The organism is Nostoc sp. UHCC 0252, assembly GCF_034931145.1.
Lineage (GTDB): Bacteria > Cyanobacteriota > Cyanobacteriia > Cyanobacteriales > Nostocaceae > Nostoc.
The window spans coordinates 1-23,454 of sequence record NZ_JAYGHE010000101.1; the positions used below are offsets into that span (position 1 = coordinate 1).

A 23,454-nucleotide genomic window follows, 5' to 3' on the forward strand; every position below is an offset into this window, starting at 1 on the left:
CGTTAAAGGTTATTTAAGTCGGTGGCTTTCAGACTATAGGAAAAGCATTGAGGCAGCACCGTTCTTAGGTTAATTGACGCTCTAGACTAACTTCCATTGTGTTAGTTAAAAAATGACCAGCCAAGATACCGCTACTGAGATAATATCTATCTTCTGAAATCCGGTGTAGGGTTTCAAAACCACTACGACGCTGACGATCGCCTATTACCCAGTAACGCTGCACAATAGTATCTAGACCAATCCAGCCTTCACCTTCAACTTGCCCCAAAATATTATGTTGTAACAAAAAAGTATACTGACGCTCTCCCTCATGCAGTCGCCCTTTGTATTGTAAAGAGATTTCTGAGCGATCGCTACCAGGAAATATCAGCTTAGTTGCCATAGTGAACCAGTTATCTCGATTCCAAGCTACCAAGGTCATGCCCTTGACGCTAATTGGCATACCATTACGTTCCAGCCAATTTCCTTGCATTGCCCAGCGTCCTGGTTCCAATAAAAAAGTATGAGCCACCTTATATATTTCCTGTCTTGATCGAGTGCTACCAAGACTATAGTTATAGCAGTGCTGTTAGCGATAACGGGGCGTTTGTTCCGTACTGAGTCAAGAAAGAAGAAATTTTTTATTGTTATGATCTCAAGACTCTGGACTGACTTTGATGAATTTCTCCCAAAAGCACTTCTTGAGGTGCCCCAGTAGCAGTAGGTAGGTTGCCAGGAATACCCAAATCCCGCCAGTAGGCTAAAACTGCAAAAGCGATCGCTTCTTTAAAATCTGCATTTAAACCAACTTCATCTGTAGTCAAAACTGGAATTGATGCCAACAACGACTCTAATCGACGTTTCAAATAGAGATTGCGACTACCACCGCCACATAATAATACCCGTTGTGGCATTTCTGGTAAAAAAGTGCGGTAACTATGGACAATTGAAGCAGCTGTCAGTTCCGTCAGAGTTGCTAGTATGTCAGCAGCATTGAGTTGGTATGCTTCGGCATCTTTTAAACACTCATGCAGATAAGTCACACCAAATAACTCTCGACCAGTAGATTTGGGCGGTGGTAGATGAAAATAGTCTTGGTTGAGCCATTGTTCTACCAATGGATGACAAGGAGTACCACTAGCTGCCCAATTGCCATCTTCATCGTAAGTTTTAGCACCAGCGCTTAAATGCTCCACTGCTAGATCCAACAAACTATTTGCTGGGCCAGTATCCCAAGCGCGAATTTTTGAAAGCCAGTCGCCATGCCGAGGCGGAATATAAGCTACATTACCAATGCCACCAAGGTTTTGAATACAACGTCCTTCTTCAGGATGACTGAGCAAATAGGCATCTACTCTGGGGACGAGAGGCGCACCATGACCGCCAATAGCGATGTCAGCAACGCGGAAGTTGCTCACAGTTGTAATGCCTGTAAGATGGGCAATGAATTCGCCCCGCCCTAGTTGGAGACTGTAACCTAGTGGGGAGTTGGGAATAGTTTTGTTTCCTATTCCCCTATCCACAGGTGGTCGGTGATAAACTGTTTGACCGTGGGAGCCAATGAGAGTGGCTGGCTGATGACCAATTTGAATATTTTGGGCGGCTTGAGCGAAGACAATGGCGATCGCATCATCTATTTCTGCCAATTCTGCCATTGAGATGGCAACGCCTGCACCAACTGCTAGTATTTTTTCTCTGAGTTCGGCTGGATAAGGATATGTTGCCCCGGCTAGTAAGTCAACTTTGAGATCCAATTCTTTACCGGAAATCTCTACCAACACAGCGTCTATACCATCTACGGATGTGCCACTAATTAAACCGATAACGCGAGTAGAGAAAGCAGCTTTTTCAGTCGGATGCATTGATAAAGATTCTTTTATTAATTGCAAGAAGTAATTTAATACGCTTCGGTTAACGTTTTAATGTTTTCGAGATACCTCAAACCCGCTTTATTAAGGGGGTTGCCGTAGGCGGAGGATCTTAACTAAACCGTACTGAGAGGTAGTTTAGTTCATGTTACTACCTATGTCAAAAAATTCCGGTGGCATAGTTGACTTGAAAAAGACAAGCAGGCAGAGCAAGGGAAGAATATCAAAACCAAGAGCAATAACCACATATATCGTCAATTTGAGCGTTTTACACAACAAAAGCTTGTGCCGAGCCTGTTTAACTTCTAAATTATGCTGTATTTATATTTTTCAGGAAAAAGAGTTCTCAAAAACTGCCCATTATCTTTATTAGTCCTTAATAAAGGCAACATCCGAAAAGACAATTTCTTAACACGTATGATTTAACTTTACAGCTTTTTTACCTTCAGATAAAGAATATCTACTTTCTCGATTTTTTGTAACGTAGAACTACTTATTTACTTACGGCATACATATCAAATTATTTACCAGATTTATCAACTTATCAGAAAATGCAAATCCAGTAATTTCATCCTTCTTTTTCTTCTAGAAGACACCACATAATGAATTCAATCGCACAACGAGTTTTTCAAACCGTCAAACTATAAGTTCCCAAAAATATGTCTATTAAAAAAATTGCTTCTATCGCTGCTCTATCTTTATCTGCAATCTCTTCATTCATCTATGCAGGTTCTGCTCAAGCTATTTCTTTTCAAGTGACCACAGGTATTGCAGGACTTAATGGAGAAACTAACCAAGGTGCTTTTTCCGAGTTTAGTAAGCTTTCGGGTACGACAACTGTTGACTTCAATAGTGGTCAAGCACCGACCACTGGTTTCGCTAAGTATTCGTTTGAAAACACCAGTGGAACTAGCAGTGTTAGATCCGATGTATGGGCACCTGCTGGCGCAAATGGTGAAGTCAATGATGGGAAATATTTGGCAGTTTTTAGCGGTGATAAAGTCACAATTAACCTTAGCAACTATCTCAATTATTTTGGTATTGACTGGGGAGCTATCAGTTCTGGCAATATGTTCTCCTTCTACAATGGCGATACTCTGATAAAGTCATTTACAACAGAGGATGTGAACCCAGTTGCTCCAATTCGTGCATCACAGCATGGTGGTGAAGGAAATGGCTTCCTTCACTTCTACTCAGATAGTAGCAACGATATTTTCAACAAGATTGTCATTACCCAAACTGGTGGTGGTGGATTTGAAAGCGACAACCATTCTTTCCATTCGGGAACTGACAAATTTACAGGTTTTGATCCTCAGTCTGTTCCTGAGCCTAGTATTACTTTAGGTATGCTGGCTGTAGGTGGTATGTTTCTCCGCAAGCGTAAGAACGAGAAGTTGCAAAGCGTAAAGCAATCTTATTAGAGATATCAATCTTAACTCGGTAAGATTTGCCTAATCTCTAATGTAAACAGGATTTCAAAAGTTCCAACGAGAAGTCGAAATTAAATAAAAGTTAGGGTGAGCTTACTTATGTAGGCTCACCTTAATTCTTTTGCCATTTACAGCAGATTGCAACTTGGTGAGTACAGATTATCGTAAGGGCACAACAATGTTGTGCCCCTAACCGTGTACTTCATTTACCTGAAAAACGCTGTATTTTATGATCGGCTGCTCTAAAGCACTTGAGGAAATGACAATATCCGGGCTGCTTCCTGCTTTCAGCCTAGAGATATCGGCATTAGCTAGCCTACAGGCTTAACTTGGGATAGAGATGATCCCAAGTTAAGCCTGTTCTTAAGAATCGATATGATAGAAAAGTAGATAAAACTTAAAAAATATTTATCGAATGGTGCTTCAATCATCTGGCTTGTCCAAGGTCAAAGACTCATTAACAGAAAAAATCTTCTTGGGTAATGAACCCAATGCGGAGTTAATTGCAATTCTCACCGTTTACTTTGTCCAAGGAATTTTAGGGTTATCGCGCCTAGCCGTGAGCTTTTTCCTCAAAGATGAACTGCTGCTGAGTCCAGTCGAGGTATCGGCGCTATTGGGAATTGTCTTCCTACCTTGGATGATTAAGCCGGTGTTTGGTTTTATCTCTGATGGGTTGCCTATATTTGGCTATCGTCGTCGTCCTTACTTGATTTTATCCGGGATACTAGGAACTGCTTCCTGGATGAGTTTGGCGACAATAGTTAATACTAGCTGGGCAGCTACGTTAGCGATCGCTCTTGGTTCTCTTAGTGTCGCCATGAGTGACGTAATAGTTGACTCGCTGGTTGTGGAACGTGCCAGAGGCGAATCCCAAGCAAAAGCAGGTTCACTACAATCTCTATGCTGGGGTGCTTCTGCGATCGGAGGTTTAATAACAGCATACTTTAGCGGTCTGCTGCTTCAATACTTTACTACCCGTACTGTCTTTGGAATTACCGCCTTATTTCCTCTCATCGTCTCAGGGGTGGCTTGGTTAATTGCTGAGTCCCCCGTCAGCAAAGATGCTCAAGATAGTAATCACACTGATTTTTTACCAATCAAACATCAACTAAAGCAGCTACGCCAAGCCATTACGCAAAAAACAATTTGGCTACCAACGGCTTTTGTCTTCATCTGGCAAGCTACCCCAAATGCTGAATCGGCTTTTTTCTACTTCTCTACCAACGAATTACACTTTGAACCAGAATTTTTGGGGCGGGTAAACTTGGTGACAAGCTTCGCTTCTTTAGCAGGTGTTTGGATTTTTCAACGTTTCCTCAAAAGCATCCCTTTTCGTGTAATTTTTGCTTGGAGTACTGTACTTTCGTCACTTTTAGGGATGACGACGCTGTTGTTAGTGACTCACACAAACAGACTCTTAGGTATAGATGACCACTGGTTTAGTTTGGGTGATAGCCTTATTCTCTCTGTAATGGGGAAAATTGCCTTTATGCAAGTGATGGTTCTAGCAGCAAGGCTTTGTCCCTCTGGTGTGGAAGCAACGTTATTTGCTTTGTTGATGTCGGTATTTAATTCAGCAGGAACAGTTTCTCAAGCATTGGGGGCATTACTCACCTATTGGCTGGGGATTACTGCAACGAACTTTGAGTCACTTTGGTTATTGGTGGTAATTACTAACCTCAGTACGCTGTTACCTCTACCATTTATTAACTGGCTACCTGGTGCTGAAGAACAAGCTGAGACATCCAAAGATGGAGAAAAAGAGTTTTTGCCTGATTTGATGTCTGAGTTGGTACTGAGAGAACCAGAGTCGAAAATAGTGGAATAGCGCAATAAATTCAAAGTCTAGTCAGTACGCTGTCTTTGCGTTGCAGCAAAGTTGCAAAAAAGTCTTAGCGGTTACATATTTTCTTGCAAGGTAACAATAAAAAACAAGGTATATGCATTTTAAAAGTCAAGAAAGTCCAGTTGCAGAAAAATCCTATACTCGTGCCGACTGGCAGGGAGGATATCAATCTCTTACCCAAGAGTTTGATTATTGGATTGATGATATAGAAGGACAAATCCCTACAGAATTACAAGGTACGCTGTTTAGAAACGGCCCTGGTTTGCTAGATGTAAATGGGCAGCCTCTTCATCACCCGTTTGATGGCGATGGCATGATTAGCAAAATCACCTTTACCAAAGGTCGTGCCCATTTCCGTAACCGCTTTGTCCAGACAAGTGGGTATTTGGCAGAGCAAAAGGCGGGTAAAATCCTTCATCGTGGTACTTTTGGTACTCAAAAACCCGGCGGTTGGCTAGCTAATATCTTTGACTTCAAACTCAAAAATATTGCTAATACAAATGTTATCTATTGGGGTGGTAAACTACTAGCACTGTGGGAAGCTTCTGAAGCATATCGCCTCGATCCCTACACTCTTGAAACTTTGGGAAATGAATATTTTAATGGTGCTTTGTCAGCAGGTGAAGCTTTCGCTGCTCATCCCCGCGTGGAAAATAATTGTGAGCAAGATGGGGGTAAACCTTGCCTGGTAAATTTCTCGATTAAGCCGGGATTATCTACCACCATTACTATTTTTGAGCTAAACCCAGCAGGTGAAATTGTCAGACAACATGCTCATAGTGTTCCAGGTTTCTGTTTCATTCACGATTTCATCATTACTCCCAATTACTGCATCTTCTTTCAAAATCCTGTCATCTTTAATCCCATACCTTTCGCCTTGGGAATACGTGCGGCGGGAGAATGTATCAAATTTCAGCTAAATCAGCCAACTAAAATTATAGTTATTCCTCGCTTCCCCAAAGAAGGGCAAGGAGAGATAAAAATTCTGGAAACTCAGTCTGGTTTCGTCTTCCACCACGTTAATGCTTTTGAGGTAAGAGACGAAGTTTTGATTGATTCCATCTGCTATCAATCTTTACCAGAAGTGGAACCTGAAAGCGATTTTCGGCAAGTTGATTTTGAAGCGCTTTCACCTGGGCAACTTTGGCGATTTTGTCTGAATCTAAAGGATGGAACAGTACGGCGGGAATTGATTGATAGTCGCTGTTGTGAATTTCCTAGCATCCATCCGGCGAACGTAGGACACCCTTATCGATATCTATATATAGGTGCGGCTCATGCAGAGAGTGGTAATGCTCCCTTACAAGCTTTGTTGAAAATTGATTTAGAGTCTGGAGAAAGGCAGCTTTGGAGTGCTGCACCCCGTGGTTTTGTCGGTGAACCGATTTTTGTCTCACGTCCAGGTTCCGAAAAAGAAGATGAAGGTTGGGTATTAGCTTTGGTTTATGATGCTACCCATCACCGCTCAGATTTGGTAATTTTGGATGCTAGCGATTTTTCTAAAGGAGCGATCGCGCGGCTACATTTGAAGCATCATATTCCTTATGGTCTACATGGGAGCTTTACTTCTGAGGTTTTTGGGGAAATTTGATCTTTTATTTGGATGAAACCATTTTTTCGCTGGCAATGATATGCAAATCAATGTTTTTTAGCAAGCGCACTAATTTTTGCGTCAAAGATCCCTTGAGGAGTATTTGCCAGCGCGATCGCTGACTCTCTCCAATTACAATTTGAGTGATCCGATATTTTTCGGCAACTTCAGCGATCGCATTTGCTACGTTACTGTTGGTAACACGAAGAAAAGTACCTTCAAATTCGTTGCAAAGTTTTTCACACGTGTGGATGTGTAAGCTTTCTTCTTTGGTAAGAAAACGTTCTGGATCGGCAACGAACAAAGTATAAATTGGGGCATTCATATAGTTAGCCAGCCTCGCACCCCGGCGTAACAGCTGCACTGAGTTGGGATACGTAGATATACACACCAAAACTCGCTCGTGAATATTACAAAATTGTCCATTGGGGGTAGTAGCAATCGCATTTTCTTCCACGTTGTCTGCCACTTCCCGCAAAGCCAACTCCCGCAAAGCAATTAGGTTACGGCGTTGGAAAAAATTATCGAGGGATTGTTGGATTTTTTGGGGTGCATAAATCTTGCCTTCTAATAACCGTTCTTGCAGTGTTTCTGGTGTAACATCTACCACCACTATTTCATCTGCTTCATCCAGAATTCTGTCAGGAACGCGCTCACGGACTACCACACCTGTAATTCTAGCTACTAGATCATTGAGACTTTCCAAATGTTGCACATTCATTGTGGAGTAGACATCAATACCTGCTGCCAAAACTACTTCTACATCTTCGTAACGTTTTTCGCGTGGAGAACCAGGGACATTGGTATGGGCAAGTTCATCGATTAAAACTAATTGGGGCGATCGCTTTAAAATAGCATCTGTATCCATATCCGTAAGCGTCAACTCACCACGAGGATATTGCTTACGGGGTAAAATCTCCAGTCCCTCTGCCTTCTCTCCTGTGTCCTTACGTCCGTGGGTTTCCAAAAGCCCAACGACGACATCAATTCCTTCCTGTTTAAAGGCATGTCCCTCTTCCAGCATCCGGTAAGTTTTGCCTACCCCAGGAGCCATACCAATAAATATTTTATGCTTCCCGCGCCGTCGTGCCGGATAAGGCGAGTAACTTCCAGAATTTAAAGGTGCATTGTCAGCCGAAGCAGTATTACTATTGTCTGACATTTCATTCTTGGTATGTATATGGCAATTTTATTACATCGGAAAACAGCCTTTTACCCAATTCCCATTTATTAATTTTGCTCACGATAAAAATCTTGCACGTCAAGAGCATAATTCAATCGGAGAACATTGACTCCCGGTTCGCCAAAAATCCATAAAAATCTGCCATCAGTAAACCTATTAATTAAACGTAGAATCTCATTTTCTTTTACACCCCGCGCACTAGCAACCCGCGCCAATTGCTGTTGCGCTGCTCTTAAGGAAATATGCGGATCTAAACCAGAAGCAGAGGTATAAATTATATCAGCTATCGGTTGAAGATTTTCGTCTCGTAATTGATTTGCTTGCTCTAGAATCCGGTTGAGTAGTTCTGGATTGCTCGCAGCGAGATTGCTGGCTCCAGATATGCCAGTTGGCTTGGCTCTTTTTCCTTGGCTATATCTAACAGTGCTGGGACGAGGATGGAAATATCGCTCAGATGTGAATACTTGACCAATCAAAGCCGAACCAATTGGTTCATTATTTAGATTTATCATAATGCTGCCATTGGCTTGATAGGGCAAAAAAACTTGACCCACTACAAGTACGATCAGAGGATAGATAATTGCAGTCAACAACCAAAGCATTAGAGTTATAAAAATTGCTCTAATAGTTTCTCGAATAATAGCCATAAAAACTTTTCCAATTATTACTGAAATTAAATTTTTAATTTTAATTCTTTTACCCAATTAGAACGATATTCAAAGATGCTGTTGCTAACAGCATAAATAGCCGGGGCAATTACCACATTCAAGCACAGCAGGATAAAAATAGCGAGTGGTGAGTGTTGTTTATAGGACTTACGCACACTCTACGAATTCTTGGCGTTCTTGGCATCTTGGCGGTTCGATAAATTAGCTTTTCGGCAATTTTTGCGTAAGCCCTGGTTTACTACGCCATTGCGATCGAACAAAGGATATTGCCTGTATCACATCTATCGATATAAAATTTTCCCAAACATCGACCTGTTTATTCATAATTCTTCTTTGTCCCTCTCTCAACAGGTAAAAGTAAAAATGTTTATTATTTTACTTGCTTAAGATGCGCTTGTTTAGTAGCGTTTGTACTTTTGCTGTCCTTAAGCCAAACCCACAAGTGTAATCAGCATATCAATCAACTTAATGGCGATAAACGGCGCAATTACGCCGCCTAAACCATAAATTAAGATATTGCGTTGGAGTAGCTGATTAGCTGTCAGTGGTCTAAACCGCACACCCTTCAATGCCAAGGGAATCAAAGCGGGGATAATCAAAGCATTATAAATCAGTGCTGATAGAACAGCAGAATTAGGGCTAGTCAAATTCATAATATTTAGACTTTGTAAATTAGCGGCGACAAATATCACTGGGATAATTGCAAAGTATTTGGCAATATCATTAGCGATAGAAAATGTCATCAAAGCACCGCGAGTAATCAGCAATTGTTTGCCAATGCTAATGATATCGATCAGCTTTGTGGGATCGGAGTCTAAATCGATCATGTTGGCGGCTTCTTTTGCAGCTTGCGTTCCTGTATTCATGGCAACGCCAACGTTAGCTTGAGCTAATGCGGGAGCATCGTTAGTTCCATCTCCTGTCATCGCAACTAGTTTGCCTGCTGCTTGTTCCTTTTTAATGACATTAATTTTGTCTTCTGGCGTGGCTTCGGCAATGAAGTCATCAACGCCTGCTTCTTTGGCAATGACAGAAGCTGTAATTTGGTTGTCTCCAGTTAGCATGATGGTACGCACTCCCATCCGTCGCAGTTGCTCAAAGCGATCGCGGATACCAGGTTTAACTATATCTTTGAGATAAACAACCCCATAGATTTCGTTATCTAGGCTAACTGCTAAAGGCGTACCTCCCAGGCGAGAAACTCGTTCGTAGGCAGCATCTAATTCTGGCGTATCGCGTCCATTACGAGAACGGACAAATCCTTTAATGGCTTCTACTGCTCCCTTCCTGGCCTCATACCCACCAGGTAAGTTAGTCCCACTCATGCGTGTTTTGGCTGAAAAATCAATTCCTTCCGCCTGGTTAGAGTCAAAATCAAACCGTGCGCCTAATTTCTCTGCCAGTCGGACAATGGATTTACCTTCCGGCGTATTGTCAAAAACACTAGCCGCCCACGCAACGTTAGCAATTTCTGACATTGAATGACCGTCGATAGGGATAAACTCTTCCGCCAAACGGTTGCCGAGGGTAATTGTACCTGTCTTATCGAGAACTAAAGTGTTGACATCACCGCAAGCTTCAACTGCTCGTCCTGAAGTGGCAATGACGTTAAATTGGGCAACTCGATCCATACCAGCAATGCCGATGGTACTGAGTAAGCCGCCAATCGTTGTAGGAATTAATGCTACTAATAGGGCAATTAAAATTGGTACGCTGACTGGACTGTTGACATAGTAAGCAAGTGCAGGCAAGGTTACTACAACTAACAAAAATACTAAACTGAGAACTGCTAGCAATACTGTCAGGGCAATTTCATTGGGTGTTTTGCTGCGTTCTGCCCCTTCTACCAAGGCAATCATCCGGTCAATAAAACCTTTGCCTGGGTCAGTAGTGATGCGGATAATTAATTCATCTGAGATAATCCGTGTGCCACCGGTGACAGAACTGGAAACGTCGGAGCCTGATTCTTTTAATACTGGTGCGGATTCTCCAGTAATTGCCGATTCATCTACTGAGGCGACACCCATAATTACCTCGCCATCGGCGGGAATGATATCGCCAGCAATGACGTAGATGTTATCGCCCTGTCTCAGGCTGGTGGATGAAACTTCACTAACTGTACCGTCGGGAGCGAGTTTTTTAGCGATCGCTTCTGATTTAGTTAATCGCAAGGCATCAGCTTGAGCTTTACCCCGTCCTTCTGCCACTGCTTCGGCAAAATTGGCAAACCAAACTGTAAAGAATAAAATCCCAGACAACAAGCCGTTGAAAAGTTGCGGTTTTTTTTGCAAAGCTGGGCCAAATAGGTTGGGATCGATCGTTAGCAAGAGGATGATAATTGTCCCCACCCAAACCACAAATATCACTGGATTTTTAATTGCATACTTAGGGTTGAGCTTGACAAAAGCATCTCTAATTGCTCTTAAGTACAGCCACTTTGTACTTGTCCTTGCTCTTTTACGTCCTTGACGGCGATCGCCTGAACGAGGATTTGGCCGTCTAGCTTTGAAGTTAGTTGCCACTTGATTCATAAATAAAGTTAAAAGTTAGGAGACGCGATGAATCGCGTCTGTACAAAAGTTTAGAAGTAGAGGCGCGATGAATCGCGTCTGTACAAAAGTTAGGAGTAGAGACGCGATTTATCGCGTCTGTTAGGAGTTTCCAGTAAAAATATATCCAACCATGTAGGGCACGTTACGCGATCGCTCTTTGTATTAGCGATCGCGTAGCGTTTCTGAGATTGAGCGTTGAGAACCTTCTTTCAGGTTCTACAACGCTGGATTCAGTGCAACGCACTGGCTTTCCTACAAAACCGGATAATTTATTTATTTTTTGGCATTCTCTTGATTTCAGACTTATAACTCATAAATTTTCTAATTGCCAGATGCTAGTTTCAAACCCTCAGCTATGGGGCCTAAAGCTAAAACGGGAAAGAAAGTCAACACTCCCAAAACCAATGTCACTCCAGCAGTGATCCCAGTAAATACTAGAGAATCAGTTCTAAGAGTACCAGGGGTTTCAGGAACTGGTTGTTTGCGAACCATGCCATCAGCTAGCAGTAGGATGGCAATTATCGGGATGTAACGTCCTCCTACTAAGCTAACTAAAGTACTCAAGTTCCACCACAGGGTATTATCCTTCAACCCTTCTAAGCCGGAGCCATTATTCGCGGCGGCTGAGGCGTATTCATAAACTACTTGAGAAATACCGTGATACCCAGAGTTGCTAATTCCAGAGAGGGAGATGGGATAAGCCAAGGCGATCGCACTGGGAATCAGAACTAGAATTGGGTGAATCAACAACACCACACTGGCGAGAACGATTTCCCGTTTTTCAATTTTGCGTCCTAAAAACTCTGGGGTACGTCCTGCCATTAGCCCAGTTAGGAATACTGTGAGAATTAAGTAAATAAATAGGTAAGCTGTTCCAATACCTTGTCCACCCCAGATAACTTGGATAAACAAGTTGAAGAGAGTCGAAAATATTCCTTGTGGCATCAAAGAATCGTGCATCCCATTCACAGCACCAGACATAGTAGCAGTAGTCATAACTGCCCAAAATGCCGTTTGTGCCCAGCCGAATCGAACTTCTTTACCCTCTAAATTGGGCTGTTCTAATCCAAAGGCGTTATTAACCAGGGGATTACCTTGCAGTTCTCCCACGGCTGTCACTCCCACCAAAATGACAAAAATCACAAACACCATCCAAAAAAGTAGCCAGGCTTGTTTGATGTTGTCGGCAAATATACCATAGGTGTAAATTAAGGCTGCCGGTATACAAATCATGGCAATCATTTCTATCAAGTTAGAAGCGCCATTCGGATTTTCAAAAGGATGGGCTGAGTTAACGCCAAAAAAGCCACCCCCGTTTTCGCCCAAAAGTTTGATCATTTCAAAGGATGCTACTGGCCCTCTAGCAAGATATTGCGTGCCACCTTCTAAGGTTCTCACATCCATTGTGTTAGCTAATGTTTGTGGTACACCTGTTATGAGCAAAGCGATCGCTCCAATAATCGAAATCGGCAGCAATATGCGCGTAATTCCACGGACTAGATCGACATAAAAGTTTCCCAATCTTCTCCCCGTCAACCCGCGAATAAAGGCAATTCCCACAGATAACCCGGTGGCTGCGGAGGTGAACATCAAAAAGCCTAAAGCCGCTACCTGACTAAAATAGCTTAAGGTTGTCTCACCAGCATAGTGTTGCTGGTCAGTATTAGTTACAAAGGAAATGGTTGTATGAAGTAATACATCCCAACTAGGCGCACCAAAACCGTTAGGATTCCAGGGTAAGAGTCTCTGATAATATATCAGCAAATACACTGAAATACCCATGATCAGGTTGCTGCAAATTACAGCCCGGATATACTGCGAACCCGTCATATCATCTTTTCTGCGAACACCCGCTAGTACGAACATGCTTCGCTCTATGGGGTTCATTAAAAAATCAAGCAGTGTTCTTTCTCCCAAGAAGACACGGGCTATATATCTACCGAGTAGCGGAGTGATTGCTATGACAATACATAGCGTTAAGCCAATTTGCAAAAAACCTTGTCCCATATATTTCGCGCTCGATACAATTTAAGTGCTAGTAAGCAAGCCAATTATTAGCAATAACAGATTAACTGTTGAGGTATTTGATCTGGAGGAATTTAGTAATATATACAGCAGTCCGCTTTGATTGTTGAATTTATTTGCGTGAGCGCAAGCGCAATATGTACGCAACAGGCAACAGGGAAGAAGACTCTTCAAGTTGTACTTAGCTTTGCAACAATCGAATAGTATTCCTAGATCACCGCCATTTTTTAATCTAAATTTACTATTTTCAGTTATCGAACAGAATTCAGGAGTCAGGAGTCAGAATTCATGCTGAATTCTGTACGACTGGCGGATGAATAACCGGGTTTAAAACCCCCACCAAATCGTAGATTTGGTGGTCATCAATCCTGCGTCGGTCTGAATCCCCGACTAATTGGTTCTGACCGGAGGCGGAGCGTCTCCGGCTCCGCTCCTGAATTCTGACTTCTGAATTCTGAATTCTTCTTCAATACTATTTTCCAGATACTTATTAAACTTCTTGTTAAAAATATTTAATCTTTACTTTCAATTCATCTATTTCGGTATTTAGTATTATTTGTTTATACAATACATTTTCAAACTTTGCTACGTTCAAAGAATATAAATATTTAAGAGGATTTTATTAAAGGGATTACAGTATAAGAAGGTTGTTTTAGATACTCTGTCTTTTGTGGACAACTACCCAACCCCCAATCCTTAGTCCCCTTTTTTACATCTCAACATCTCGACAATCACAATTTCGGGTTAACGCTCCAGTTAACATTTGCAGATATAGATTGCAGATAAATCATAATCGCTGAATTAAATACTTGTAAAGATAGTAGGATAACGATTTTTTGCTATGATGTTAAGCCGATTAGTGGCTATGAAAGCAGCCATAAATGAGCGTCTAGAGATTTATGGGCTAATAGCGATCGCCTTTGCCGTAGTGATTGCCCTAGAATACATGACACCGCCTGAGTACGTATTTGGCTACCTCTACACAGGGACGATTTTGGTAGCAGATTCTCGATTAAATCGGCCAGCAGTATTGGGGGTAACTTTTGCAGCTACGGGATTAACATTGTTGAATTTGTTTATCCCAGGAGGAGAAATAATTAATCCTTCAACGTTGGCAAATAGGTTAATTGCAGTATTGGCATTGGTGGTGACAGCTTGGTTAAGCGATCGCAACCACCGCAATGAAGAAGCGATCGCTTATACACAAGCACAATTGCGTTCCCAAGAACAACTAGCGATCATGCGTGAAGATTTTGTATCCACCTTAACGCATGATTTGAAAACACCTCTATTAGGAGCAATAGAAACGCTGAAATATCTTCAAAATGAGCAATTTGGTGAAATCACGCCAATGCAAGCAAAAGTCCTCCAAACGATGGCTCGTAGTCATCGGAGTACACTGCAATTAGTCCAAACGCTTTTAGATGTATACCGCAATGATGCCGAAGGGTTGAAATTACAGATATCACCCGTTAACTTGGCAACTGTAGCAGAGGAAGTAATAGCTACCCTGGCTGAACTAGCAAGAACACGTCAGGTTTATATTTCTCTGCACTATGGCGAATCAGATTTTCGTAGCTTTCTCTGGGTAAATGGCGATCCTTTGCAACTGCGGCGAGTCTTCACCAATCTCCTAAGTAATGGGATTAACCATACTCCCCGTGGCGGTAAAGTAGAAGTAGTACTTGAAGGTTATTCTAGCGAGCAAGTGGTAAAAATACTCGATACTGGTTCCGGCTTTACCGAAGAAGAGTTACCCCACTTATTTGAGAGGTTTTATCAAGGAGATAGCGATCGCCACGTCTCAGGATCTGGACTAGGACTTTATTTAACAAGGCAAATTATCACCGCTCATGAGGGTACAATCTGGGCAGAGAATCGCTCACCACGGGGGGCAATGTTTGGTTTTCGACTCCCAGCTTGTCCACCACCGGGGAGATGAGGGGAGGGGGCAGGGAGGAGGGAGCAGGAGGCAGGGAGCAGGGAGCAGGGGAAGAAAGAATAACTAATTAATACCCAATGACCAATGACAAATGACAAAAATCTTACTCGTTGAAGACGATGAATTGTTTCGGCTTGGTCTGCGAATGCGGTTGCAGCAAGAAACTACTTTGGAAATTGTCGCAGAAGCAGAAGATGGGGAACAAGCTGTAGAATTAGCAAATCGCTATCCTCTAGATTTAATCTTGCTAGATATAGGTTTACCCGGCATTGGTGGAATTGAAGCTTGTCGCCAAATCAAGCAGAAACACCCAAATTTGCCAATTCTCGTTTTAACATCTCGTTCTGAAAAACCTCTGATTTCGCGGTTAATTGCAGCCGGGGCGCAAGGTTATTGTCTCAAAGGTATTCCTGCTGAGTCTCTGATATTGGCAGTGCGATCGGTTGCAGCCGGTGCTTCTTGGTGGGATCAAACGGCAACAACAGAGATTAGAGCAGCTTTTGAGGGTAATTCTGATGTGGCGCTACCTGGAAAAACTGAGGGAAACCTAGAAAATCCTCTAACGAAGCGCGAACAAGAAATTTTGGCACTAGTAGCAGCTGGCAAAAGCAATCAAGAAATTGCTGAAATTCTCTACATCGCCCCTGGTACAGTGCGGGTTCATGTCCATGCTATTTTACAGAAACTAGAAGTACGCGATCGCACTCAAGCCGCAGTCTTAGCTATCCAAAAAGGATTGGTCGCGCCAGAATTATTAATAAAATAGTAAAAATATATAAATTCTACCTTGACATTCTAACCGTATTCGATATTTAAGTGTAAATACGGTTGGTATATTCATGGATTTTGTATAAATTATTTGACTAAAAGCTATAGCTAAAATATGGCTTGGTTTTTCTGACTTTTCACGGGATCTGTAAAACCTCTCTTTTTGAAAGCATGAGCTTTAATTTTTCCCCCTTCCCTAGTAAGGAAGATTTTTATTAGTTTTCCAGATGATGTGAAAAGTAAGGGTTATTTGAAGAAGAATCCAGAAGTCAGGAGTCAGAATCAATTAGTGGGGGATTCAGACCCGCCACTACGAAAGTTGACCACCAAATCGTAGATTTAGTGGGGGTTTTAAACCCGTTTATTCATCTGCTTTTTCGTTCAGAATTTATACTGAATTCTGGCTCCTGACTCCTGAATTCTGTTTGATAAAGATTAGAAATATTGGGTCTTTCCACCAATCAATAAGAGCTTTGATTGGCAATTTAGCCTGCGGATGAAAGCGTATTTTTCCACATTCGTTTACTATTTTATATTGACTGAAAGCTTCGATTAATTTCAATGTCTAAAACCAACAAGTAGTTGAATAAAATTTAAATTTTATTCAGAGGTACAAATTATGATAAAACAGCTAGAACATCAGCCTACGACCCAATACGATTTTGCTTACAACATACTAGAAGCGGCCACAAATATTGTTTTTATAGATACAGCAGTTGTTAATTACCAAAGCCTCATAGATGGGATCGCACTTGGCAATGAAGTTGTTATCCTTGACCCCAATCAAGATGGTTTAACCCAAATCACCGAGATTTTAGCAGCACGTAAATCTAACTCAGTTAAATCAGTTCACATTGTCTCTCATGGCAGCGAAGGAAGTTTACAATTAGGGTCAAATTCTCTCAATCTCAACAACATAAGTAGCAATATAAATCAGTTAAAAAAGTGGACAACTGCTTTAACTGATGACGCTGACATTCTGCTTTATGGTTGTGATGTCGCCAGTGGTGAAGGCACAAAATTTGTACAGCTTATTAGCCAAATTACAGATGCAGATGTCGCTGCTTCTACTAACAAAACAGGAAGTGCAGATTTAGGGGGCGATTGGAATTTAGAAGTGAAAACGGGTGAAATCGATGCTTCTTTAGCTTTTGAATCTGAGGTAATGGAGACTTACAACTCTATTTTACCAGCTAGTTTTACTGGTACTTCGTACTCTCAAGACTTTACCTCGTTAGCTAATTCTGGAACATCTATTTCTTGGACTAATGATTCAACCATTCCAGGCTGGTATGCAACAAGAACAACCTATAACGCTGGAGATGGCAGTTCTAATACAGGTGCATTGTATAGTTTTGGTTCTTCGATTTTATCAACAACAGACCGGGCATTTGGTTCTGTGGCTTCTGCAAGTACAGGAACTATTTATTATGGGTTGCGCCTGCAAAACAATACAGATTCAGCAATTAATCAGTTGAGAGTAAGTTATACAGGTGAGCAATGGCGTAATGGTGGGAATATATCTCAACAAAAACTGAATTTTAGTTATCAAACTGGGACAACTCTTACAAGTTTGACCACAGGAACATGGACGGCTGTCACATCACTAGATTTCACTGGGCCAATTGCACTTTTGCTGGCAGCAACCCCTCTGGATGGCAATTTAGCTATAAATCAAAACGTCAAAACATCCATCCTAATTAATCTAGTTACCCCAATAGCTGTTGGTGAAGAGATTATATTACGTTGGGAAGATGTTGATGACCCAGGCAACGATCATGGCTTGGCAATTGATGATATTTTTATTCAAATCGACAAGACCACCTACGTAGTAACTAACACTAATGACAGTGGTGTTGGCTCATTAAGACAAGCTATTATCGATGCCAATAATGATCCAGGGTTAGAAACAATCGTCTTTGATCCGACTGGAGTCTTCGGTGATAATATCCCTGACATTATTACCCTCACCTCTGGGGAATTGAATGTCACTGAGGAAGTTATTATTCAAGGAACTGGGGCTGATAAACTTACTATTAGTGGCAACAATACTTCTCGTGTTTTTATAGCTTCTGCACCCCTATCAATTGATGGCTTGAAAATAACTCAAGGCAATGCCCTGGTAGGCGGTGGCGGTATCTTCAGCATCAGTAGTGTAAGTGTTAGCAACAGTACCATTTCTGGGAACACAGCGATCGCCAATGGTGGTGGTATCCTTAGTCTCAGTCTCACCGTTAGCAATAGTACGATTTCTGGAAACACAGCGCTGGCTAATGGTGGTGGTATTTTTAGTACCGATGCCACCCTTACCAATAGTACGATTTCTGGGAATACAGCGATCGCTGCTGGTGGCGGTATCTCCAGTACCAATCTCACCGTTAACAATAGCACCATTGCTAATAACACCGCAGACACCGGTGGCGGTATCTTTGGCACTAATGCCACCCTCAGCAATAGCATCATCGCTGACAACACCGCTAGCCTACTTAATTTAGGCAATGATGTATTTGGTCTGAACTTCGACGGTAATGCTTACAATTTGATTGGCAACTTGACAGCACTGGACATATTATTTAGCACACTAGGAACAGGTACAGATATTGTTGACTCTAACTCTGGACTAAAACCGCTAGGAAATTACGGTGGTTCTACCCAGACTCATGCTTTAGAATTTAACAGTTTGGCTCGGAATGCAGGCAATCCTAGTTACAGTGGTAGCTTAAGCACTGACCAACGTGGCACAGGTTTTAACCGGATTCAATACGGTAGACTTGACATCGGAGCATTTGAATATATAATAATACCTCCAAAAGTCAACTTCGGTGCTGCTACCTACAACACCACAGAAGGTAGCACTGCCATTACAGTAACTATCCCCGTTATTTTAGATGGGATTCCCGCAGTTGATGTCATCATTCCCATAGTCATCAACAGTAACAGCACAGCTACTCAAAACCTAGATTATACTATTTCCCCCACCACTCTTACCTTTACCAGTGGGGCAACCGGCTCAGATTTAACTCAACTAATTACTGTTATCATTCAGCCAGATGATTTACCAGAGAATGCCGAAACAGTAGTAGTCAACTTCGGCACATTGATAGGTGCTGAGGCAGGAACAATAACTGAAACTACTCTAAATATTGCTGCTAACGATTCAATTCAATATGCAATTTCCGCTATTCCAAGTGTGACCGAAGGTGACAGTGGTACTAAAGTTGTTACCTTCACCGTCACCCGTAGCGGTGGTATTGGTGTAGCGAGTACTGTAGATTATGCTTTTAGCGGTACGGCAATTTTTGACACTGACTATAAGAACATTCTAATTCGGAGCGGAGAAGTTAGTCCAATTAGTGAATTTATAAATCGTGACTTATCAGGAACTTTAGAATTTGCAATTGGGGAAAAAACAAAGACAATTACAGTTGATATTTTAGGTGATACAAAATTTGAACTAAATCAAGATATTACTGTCACATTGAGTAATGCGAATCTCACAGTTGCACCGGAAAGTTCTGCGATTACAACCAGTTCAGCGACAGTAGACATCATCAACGATGACAAGCAACCCAGCATCAAAATTTCTAATACCTCAGTGAGTGAAGGTGATATCAGTACAACAAATCACGCCAACTTCATCCTTACTCTTTCCAATCCCAGTTATCAAACAGTGAGTGTCAATTATAATACAAGCGATCGCACAGCTAAAATTTCTGATTTGGATTACAATTCTGGACTGGGAACCATCGTTTTTAAACCTGACGAAACTCTGAAAACTATTAGTATTGCAGTCAAAGGCGATAAAAAAGTTGAAGCTAACGAAACGTTTGCTGTCACCCTGTATGGTGCAGTAAATGCCACAATTGCTGATAGCCTGGGAGTTGCCACAATTAGGAATGATGACATTAATGAAACACCCAGTCTTAGTATTTCAGATGTCTCAGTCACCGAAGGCAACACAGGGATGATAACTAATGCTAACTTTGCTGTAACTCTCTCCAATCCCAGCTATCAGCAGGTTATTGTCAACTACAGCACTAGTGATGGTACTGCCAAAGTTTCTGACTCTGATTACAATTCTGGGTTGGGAACAATCATTTTCAATCCTGGCGAAACCTTGAAAACTATTAGCTTTGGTGTCAGAGGTGATAAAAAAGTTGAAGCCAACGAGAAATTTTTTGTCAATCTCTATGGTGCAACGAATGTGGCGATCGCTGATAGTCGAGGGATTGCCACAATTAGGAATGATGACATGCAAGCCTTTTTCTTTTAAGCATTCGTTTACTGTTCAATGCTGTGTTCCTAAAGTCATCGCTTTAGAGTCAACAATTACGAGTTGTCAAGTTTTATTGACCAACAATAAGCATGATGCAGTTCGGCAACCCTCTCACCTTTAGCGCGGAGCGACAGGTGAAAATCTAACTCAGTTTGTGACAGTCGTCATCGGCGATGTTCGGCAAATCACTTATAATATGTCATTGATGTCATTGCGAATGCAACGAAGTGGAATGAGGCAATCACAAAGGTTTGGGATTGCCGCGCAACGCTTGCAATGACATAAGTATTAAGTCGAACATGATATTACTGGCACAGCACCGAATTTGACATTTTTAAGCGCTAGCAATTTCATTGGTTATTAGTAAATCACGGCATCATCAATAGAGCAATGAAACCAGGTTTATCCAAATAAACCTGGTTTCTCAATCTTTTACCCCAGAAAAATTACATCATAAACGTGAGTTAGAGCAACTTCATCTTAAGTTTATTTATCAAATCTAAATCTCAATTTTTAACATATCTGAGTTATTACAGTAATAATACAGTAGAAAAATTAGTATTTTTAGCATAATTTTGTACTAAGTTATCATATTAATTTTATCTCCTTTATCTCAACAATAAAGGTTATAATTCCGATTTAAAATCGGTAAGTAAGTGTATGTCTAAACATTTACTTACTGTTTAGCTGCGTGTTAATAAACTTTTAGATTAGAGTCAACAATTATGAGTTGCCCAATTTGATTGACTAACAATAATTATGGTGCAACTACGAGAAAACAAAACTTCTAATCCCAAACTAATTTTACAGAATAATTACAAATGCTAAATCAAAATATTGTTTTTATAGATAAAGCCGTTACAGACTACGAAAGTTTGATTGCTGGCATTCAACCAGGCACTAGTTTAGTAATCCTTGACTCCACCAGGGATGGAGTAGAACAAATTACTCAAGCTTTGCAGGGCGGCAAATATCAATCAGTTCAAATTATCTCCCACGGCAGTAGCGGAAGTTTGCAATTAGGGGCGACCCAACTCAATGCCAATAATTTGAACTCCTACACCAATCAATTGCAGCAGTGGAGAAATTATTTAACTGAGGATGCCGACATTCTGCTTTACGGTTGTAACGTGGCATCTTTTGATCGAGCTTTTGTGCAACTTCTGAGTCAAATCACAGGCGCAGATGTGGCAGCTTCTGATGACATCACAGGTAATGCCGAGTTGGGGGGTAACTGGGATTTAGAAGTGAAGGTTGGCTCGATTGAGTCGGATTTAGCTTTGACACCAGAGACAACAAAGGCTTATCGCTCAATTTTATTATCATCCAACACAGCGCCAACATTAAACAACATCGGTAATCCCAGACTCTCGGCCATTGGCCAAGACATAACTGATACTAGTAACTCCGGCACTTTAATTTCTGTCATCTTTGCTAGAGGTGCAGATGGCAATCCTATCACTGATGCTGACGCAGGCGCAGTGGAAGGAATTGCCGTCATTGGTGTAGATAATACTAACGGTACTTGGCAATACTCGATAAATGGCGGTAGCAACTGGATTAATTTCGCTGTATCTGATACTTCTGCTACATTGCTCAGAGATACGGAAAAAATTCGTTTTGTTCCTCAACTTGGCTACAAAGGCACAGCAGAATTCACTTTTCGCGCTTGGGATACTTCAGACGGTAACATTAGTGGTACTACTAATGTAGTTCCCGGCGTTGGTGGAGGTACAACAGCTTACAGTAGTGTTACTGAGACTGCTAGTATTTCAGTTATACCTAACACCTTTGATGTGGGATTAAGACCCTATTCCATTGTTGTTGGCGACTTTGACAAAGATGGAAATATAGATTTGGTAACGGCAAACAAGTCTTCTCAAAGCGTTTCGGTACTTTTGGGAAAGGGTGATAACACTTTTAAGCCTGCTAGCACCTTTAGTACGGTCGGGTTCAATGGCTTAAATCCTTCTTCTGTCGCTGTAGCCGACTTCAACAAAGATGGGAAATTGGATTTGGTAACGGCAAACAATTTGTCGAATAATATTTCCCTGCTGCTTGGCAAGGGCGATGGCAGCTTTCAAACTGCTGTGAATTTTGCTTTGGAGTCAGCCTCAGCACCCATATCTATTGCAGTGGGCGACTTTAACGGGGATGGAAAATCTGACATAGTAACGGTAAACAATGCCTCGCAAAATATTTCGGTGCTGTTGGGAAATGGTGCTGGTGGTTTTGGAACTGCCAAAAACTTTAAAGTTCCTAGTCGTCCTAGTTTCGTCATAGTAGCCGACTTTAACAAGGATGGAAAATCTGACTTAGCGGTAACAAGTTCTTACTTCAATAATGTCTCAATCCTCTTGGGAAATGGTGATGGCACTTTTAATTCAGCAACCTCATTTGATGTGGGAGCAAATCCCAATTCTGTCGTCGTAGGCGATTTCAATAAAGACAACAAATTGGATTTAGCAGTAGCGAATTATGACTCTAACAATGTCTCAATACTGTTGGGTAATGGCACTGGTGGCTTTGGAATTGCTACTAACTTTGATGTGGAGCTAAATCCCGCATCCGTTACAGTGATTGACTTCGATCAAGACGGTAAATCTGACCTAGCAGTGGCAAATGCAGGCTCAGACACAGTTTCAGTGCTACTAGGAGATGGCAATGGTAGCTTTGGAATTGCTACGAACTTTGTCGTGGGGACAAAACCCTATTTTCTCATCGTAGGCGATTTGAACAAGGATGGTAAATCTGACTTAGTGGTGGCAAACAGCGAATCTAAAAACGTTTCGCTGGTATCTGCTGAGAATGAAACTTATGAACCTGTTCCCCCTCAACCGATACTTATCAACGAAATTCTGTTCGATCCTCCAAGTACAGATACCTCGAAAGAATATATCGAACTGCGTGGTACTGCTGGCGCAACTCTAGCACCTGGAACTTATTTAGTTGCGGTTGAGGGTGATTCCGCTAATAACCCCGGCAATGTTCAAGATATTTTTAATTTGTCTGGTAAGCAGTTTGGTAGTAATGGATTACTGGTTCTTCTGCAAAAAGGTAACACTTATGCAGTTAACCCCAATGCAAATGTAGTAACTAATACTGGAACTGGAGCCGGATGGGGAAGCGGTGTCTCAAGTTCACTCGGTCACATTGGTCAGGGGAATGCAAATGACATTGAAAATGGGTCTGTTAGTTTCTTTTTGATTCAAACTACTACTGCACCCAATCTAAGCAATGATATTGATGCGGATAACGATGGTATTGCTGATGGTGCTGCTTACTCAAATTGGACTGTGCTGGATTCAGTTTCGGTTTTAGAT

At 41.6% G+C, this 23,454-nt stretch carries 14 protein-coding genes; 7 read left to right on the top strand and 7 right to left on the bottom strand.

Translation table 11 applies throughout. The annotated features are described in order from the left end of the window. Positions 1-64 precede the first annotated feature (64 nt). Complete coding sequence (locus tag VB732_RS32475; RefSeq protein ID WP_323234956.1) at positions 65-511, bottom strand: hypothetical protein; 447 nt, start codon at positions 509-511, stop codon at positions 65-67. 115 nt (positions 512-626) lie between these two features. Then, positions 627-1,841 (bottom strand): anhydro-N-acetylmuramic acid kinase, encoded by a 1,215-nt coding sequence (locus tag VB732_RS32480; RefSeq protein WP_323234957.1) that lies wholly within the window; start codon positions 1,839-1,841, stop codon positions 627-629. Between the two features lie 665 nt (positions 1,842-2,506). On the opposite strand from VB732_RS32480, the gene VB732_RS32485 reads away from it, so the two are divergent. The 3 genes from VB732_RS32485 to VB732_RS32495 all read left to right on the top strand — a co-directional run bounded on the left by VB732_RS32485 (position 2,507) and on the right by VB732_RS32495 (position 6,717). Continuing rightward, positions 2,507-3,268: a PEP-CTERM sorting domain-containing protein gene (locus tag VB732_RS32485; RefSeq protein WP_323234958.1), complete on the top strand. Its 762-nt coding sequence runs from the start codon at positions 2,507-2,509 to the stop codon at positions 3,266-3,268. Between the two features lie 424 nt (positions 3,269-3,692). After that, complete coding sequence (locus VB732_RS32490) at positions 3,693-5,108, top strand: folate/biopterin family MFS transporter (RefSeq protein ID WP_323234959.1); 1,416 nt, start codon at positions 3,693-3,695, stop codon at positions 5,106-5,108. Between the two features lie 112 nt (positions 5,109-5,220). Then, positions 5,221-6,717: a carotenoid oxygenase family protein gene (locus tag VB732_RS32495; RefSeq protein ID WP_323234960.1), complete on the top strand. Its 1,497-nt coding sequence runs from the start codon at positions 5,221-5,223 to the stop codon at positions 6,715-6,717. 4 nt (positions 6,718-6,721) lie between these two features. On the opposite strand, the gene VB732_RS32500 is transcribed toward VB732_RS32495, so the two are convergent. The 5 genes from VB732_RS32500 to kdpA all read right to left on the bottom strand — a co-directional run bounded on the left by VB732_RS32500 (position 6,722) and on the right by kdpA (position 13,127). Next, positions 6,722-7,879 carry a universal stress protein gene (locus tag VB732_RS32500; protein WP_323234961.1) on the bottom strand — a complete coding sequence of 386 codons (1,158 nt, stop codon included), beginning with the start codon at positions 7,877-7,879 and terminating at the stop codon, positions 6,722-6,724. A gap of 68 nt (positions 7,880-7,947) precedes the next feature. Next, positions 7,948-8,547, bottom strand: a complete 600-nt coding sequence (kdpC, locus tag VB732_RS32505; protein WP_323234962.1) for a K(+)-transporting ATPase subunit C — start codon at positions 8,545-8,547, stop codon at positions 7,948-7,950. A gap of 222 nt (positions 8,548-8,769) precedes the next feature. Further along, positions 8,770-8,892, bottom strand: coding sequence for a hypothetical protein (locus VB732_RS32510; RefSeq protein ID WP_323234963.1), 123 nt, complete (start codon positions 8,890-8,892; stop codon positions 8,770-8,772). Between the two features lie 101 nt (positions 8,893-8,993). After that, positions 8,994-11,099 carry a potassium-transporting ATPase subunit KdpB gene (gene kdpB, locus VB732_RS32515; RefSeq protein WP_323234964.1) on the bottom strand — a complete coding sequence of 702 codons (2,106 nt, stop codon included), beginning with the start codon at positions 11,097-11,099 and terminating at the stop codon, positions 8,994-8,996. Positions 11,100-11,441: 342 nt separating this feature from the next. Next, the gene (gene kdpA / locus VB732_RS32520; RefSeq protein WP_323234965.1) at positions 11,442-13,127 is read right to left on the bottom strand and encodes a potassium-transporting ATPase subunit KdpA; all 1,686 of its coding nucleotides are present in this window, start codon (positions 13,125-13,127) and stop codon (positions 11,442-11,444) included. An 859-nt stretch (positions 13,128-13,986) separates the two neighbouring features. On the opposite strand from kdpA, the gene VB732_RS32525 reads away from it, so the two are divergent. The 4 genes from VB732_RS32525 to VB732_RS32540 form a co-directional block, all read left to right on the top strand. Continuing rightward, on the top strand, positions 13,987-15,087 hold the full coding sequence (locus VB732_RS32525) for a sensor histidine kinase (protein WP_416235793.1): 1,101 nt from the start codon (positions 13,987-13,989) through the stop codon (positions 15,085-15,087). A gap of 91 nt (positions 15,088-15,178) precedes the next feature. Next, the gene (locus tag VB732_RS32530; RefSeq protein WP_323234966.1) at positions 15,179-15,853 is read left to right on the top strand and encodes a response regulator transcription factor; all 675 of its coding nucleotides are present in this window, start codon (positions 15,179-15,181) and stop codon (positions 15,851-15,853) included. Positions 15,854-16,474: 621 nt separating this feature from the next. Beyond that, positions 16,475-20,128: a DUF4347 domain-containing protein gene (locus VB732_RS32535; RefSeq protein ID WP_323234967.1), complete on the top strand. Its 3,654-nt coding sequence runs from the start codon at positions 16,475-16,477 to the stop codon at positions 20,126-20,128. Between the two features lie 824 nt (positions 20,129-20,952). Beyond that, positions 20,953-23,454, top strand: a 2,502-nt coding sequence (locus VB732_RS32540) for an FG-GAP-like repeat-containing protein (protein WP_323234968.1), incomplete at its 3' end; no start/stop codon positions are given.

Coding starts and splice junctions, on each gene's coding strand:
- VB732_RS32500 (WP_323234961.1), bottom strand. CDS start 7,879: ATGTCAGACAATAGTAATACTGCTTCGGCTGACAATGCACCTTTAAAT.
- VB732_RS32485 (WP_323234958.1), top strand. CDS start 2,507: ATGTCTATTAAAAAAATTGCTTCTATCGCTGCTCTATCTTTATCTGCA.
- VB732_RS32535 (WP_323234967.1), top strand. CDS start 16,475: ATGATAAAACAGCTAGAACATCAGCCTACGACCCAATACGATTTTGCT.
- VB732_RS32530 (WP_323234966.1), top strand. CDS start 15,179: ATGACAAAAATCTTACTCGTTGAAGACGATGAATTGTTTCGGCTTGGT.
- VB732_RS32495 (WP_323234960.1), top strand. CDS start 5,221: ATGCATTTTAAAAGTCAAGAAAGTCCAGTTGCAGAAAAATCCTATACT.
- VB732_RS32490 (WP_323234959.1), top strand. CDS start 3,693: ATGGTGCTTCAATCATCTGGCTTGTCCAAGGTCAAAGACTCATTAACA.
- kdpC (WP_323234962.1), bottom strand. CDS start 8,547: ATGGCTATTATTCGAGAAACTATTAGAGCAATTTTTATAACTCTAATG.
- VB732_RS32480 (WP_323234957.1), bottom strand. CDS start 1,841: ATGCATCCGACTGAAAAAGCTGCTTTCTCTACTCGCGTTATCGGTTTA.
- kdpB (WP_323234964.1), bottom strand. CDS start 11,099: ATGAATCAAGTGGCAACTAACTTCAAAGCTAGACGGCCAAATCCTCGT.
- VB732_RS32510 (WP_323234963.1), bottom strand. CDS start 8,892: ATGAATAAACAGGTCGATGTTTGGGAAAATTTTATATCGATAGATGTG.
- kdpA (WP_323234965.1), bottom strand. CDS start 13,127: ATGGGACAAGGTTTTTTGCAAATTGGCTTAACGCTATGTATTGTCATA.
- VB732_RS32525 (WP_416235793.1), top strand. CDS start 13,987: ATGATGTTAAGCCGATTAGTGGCTATGAAAGCAGCCATAAATGAGCGT.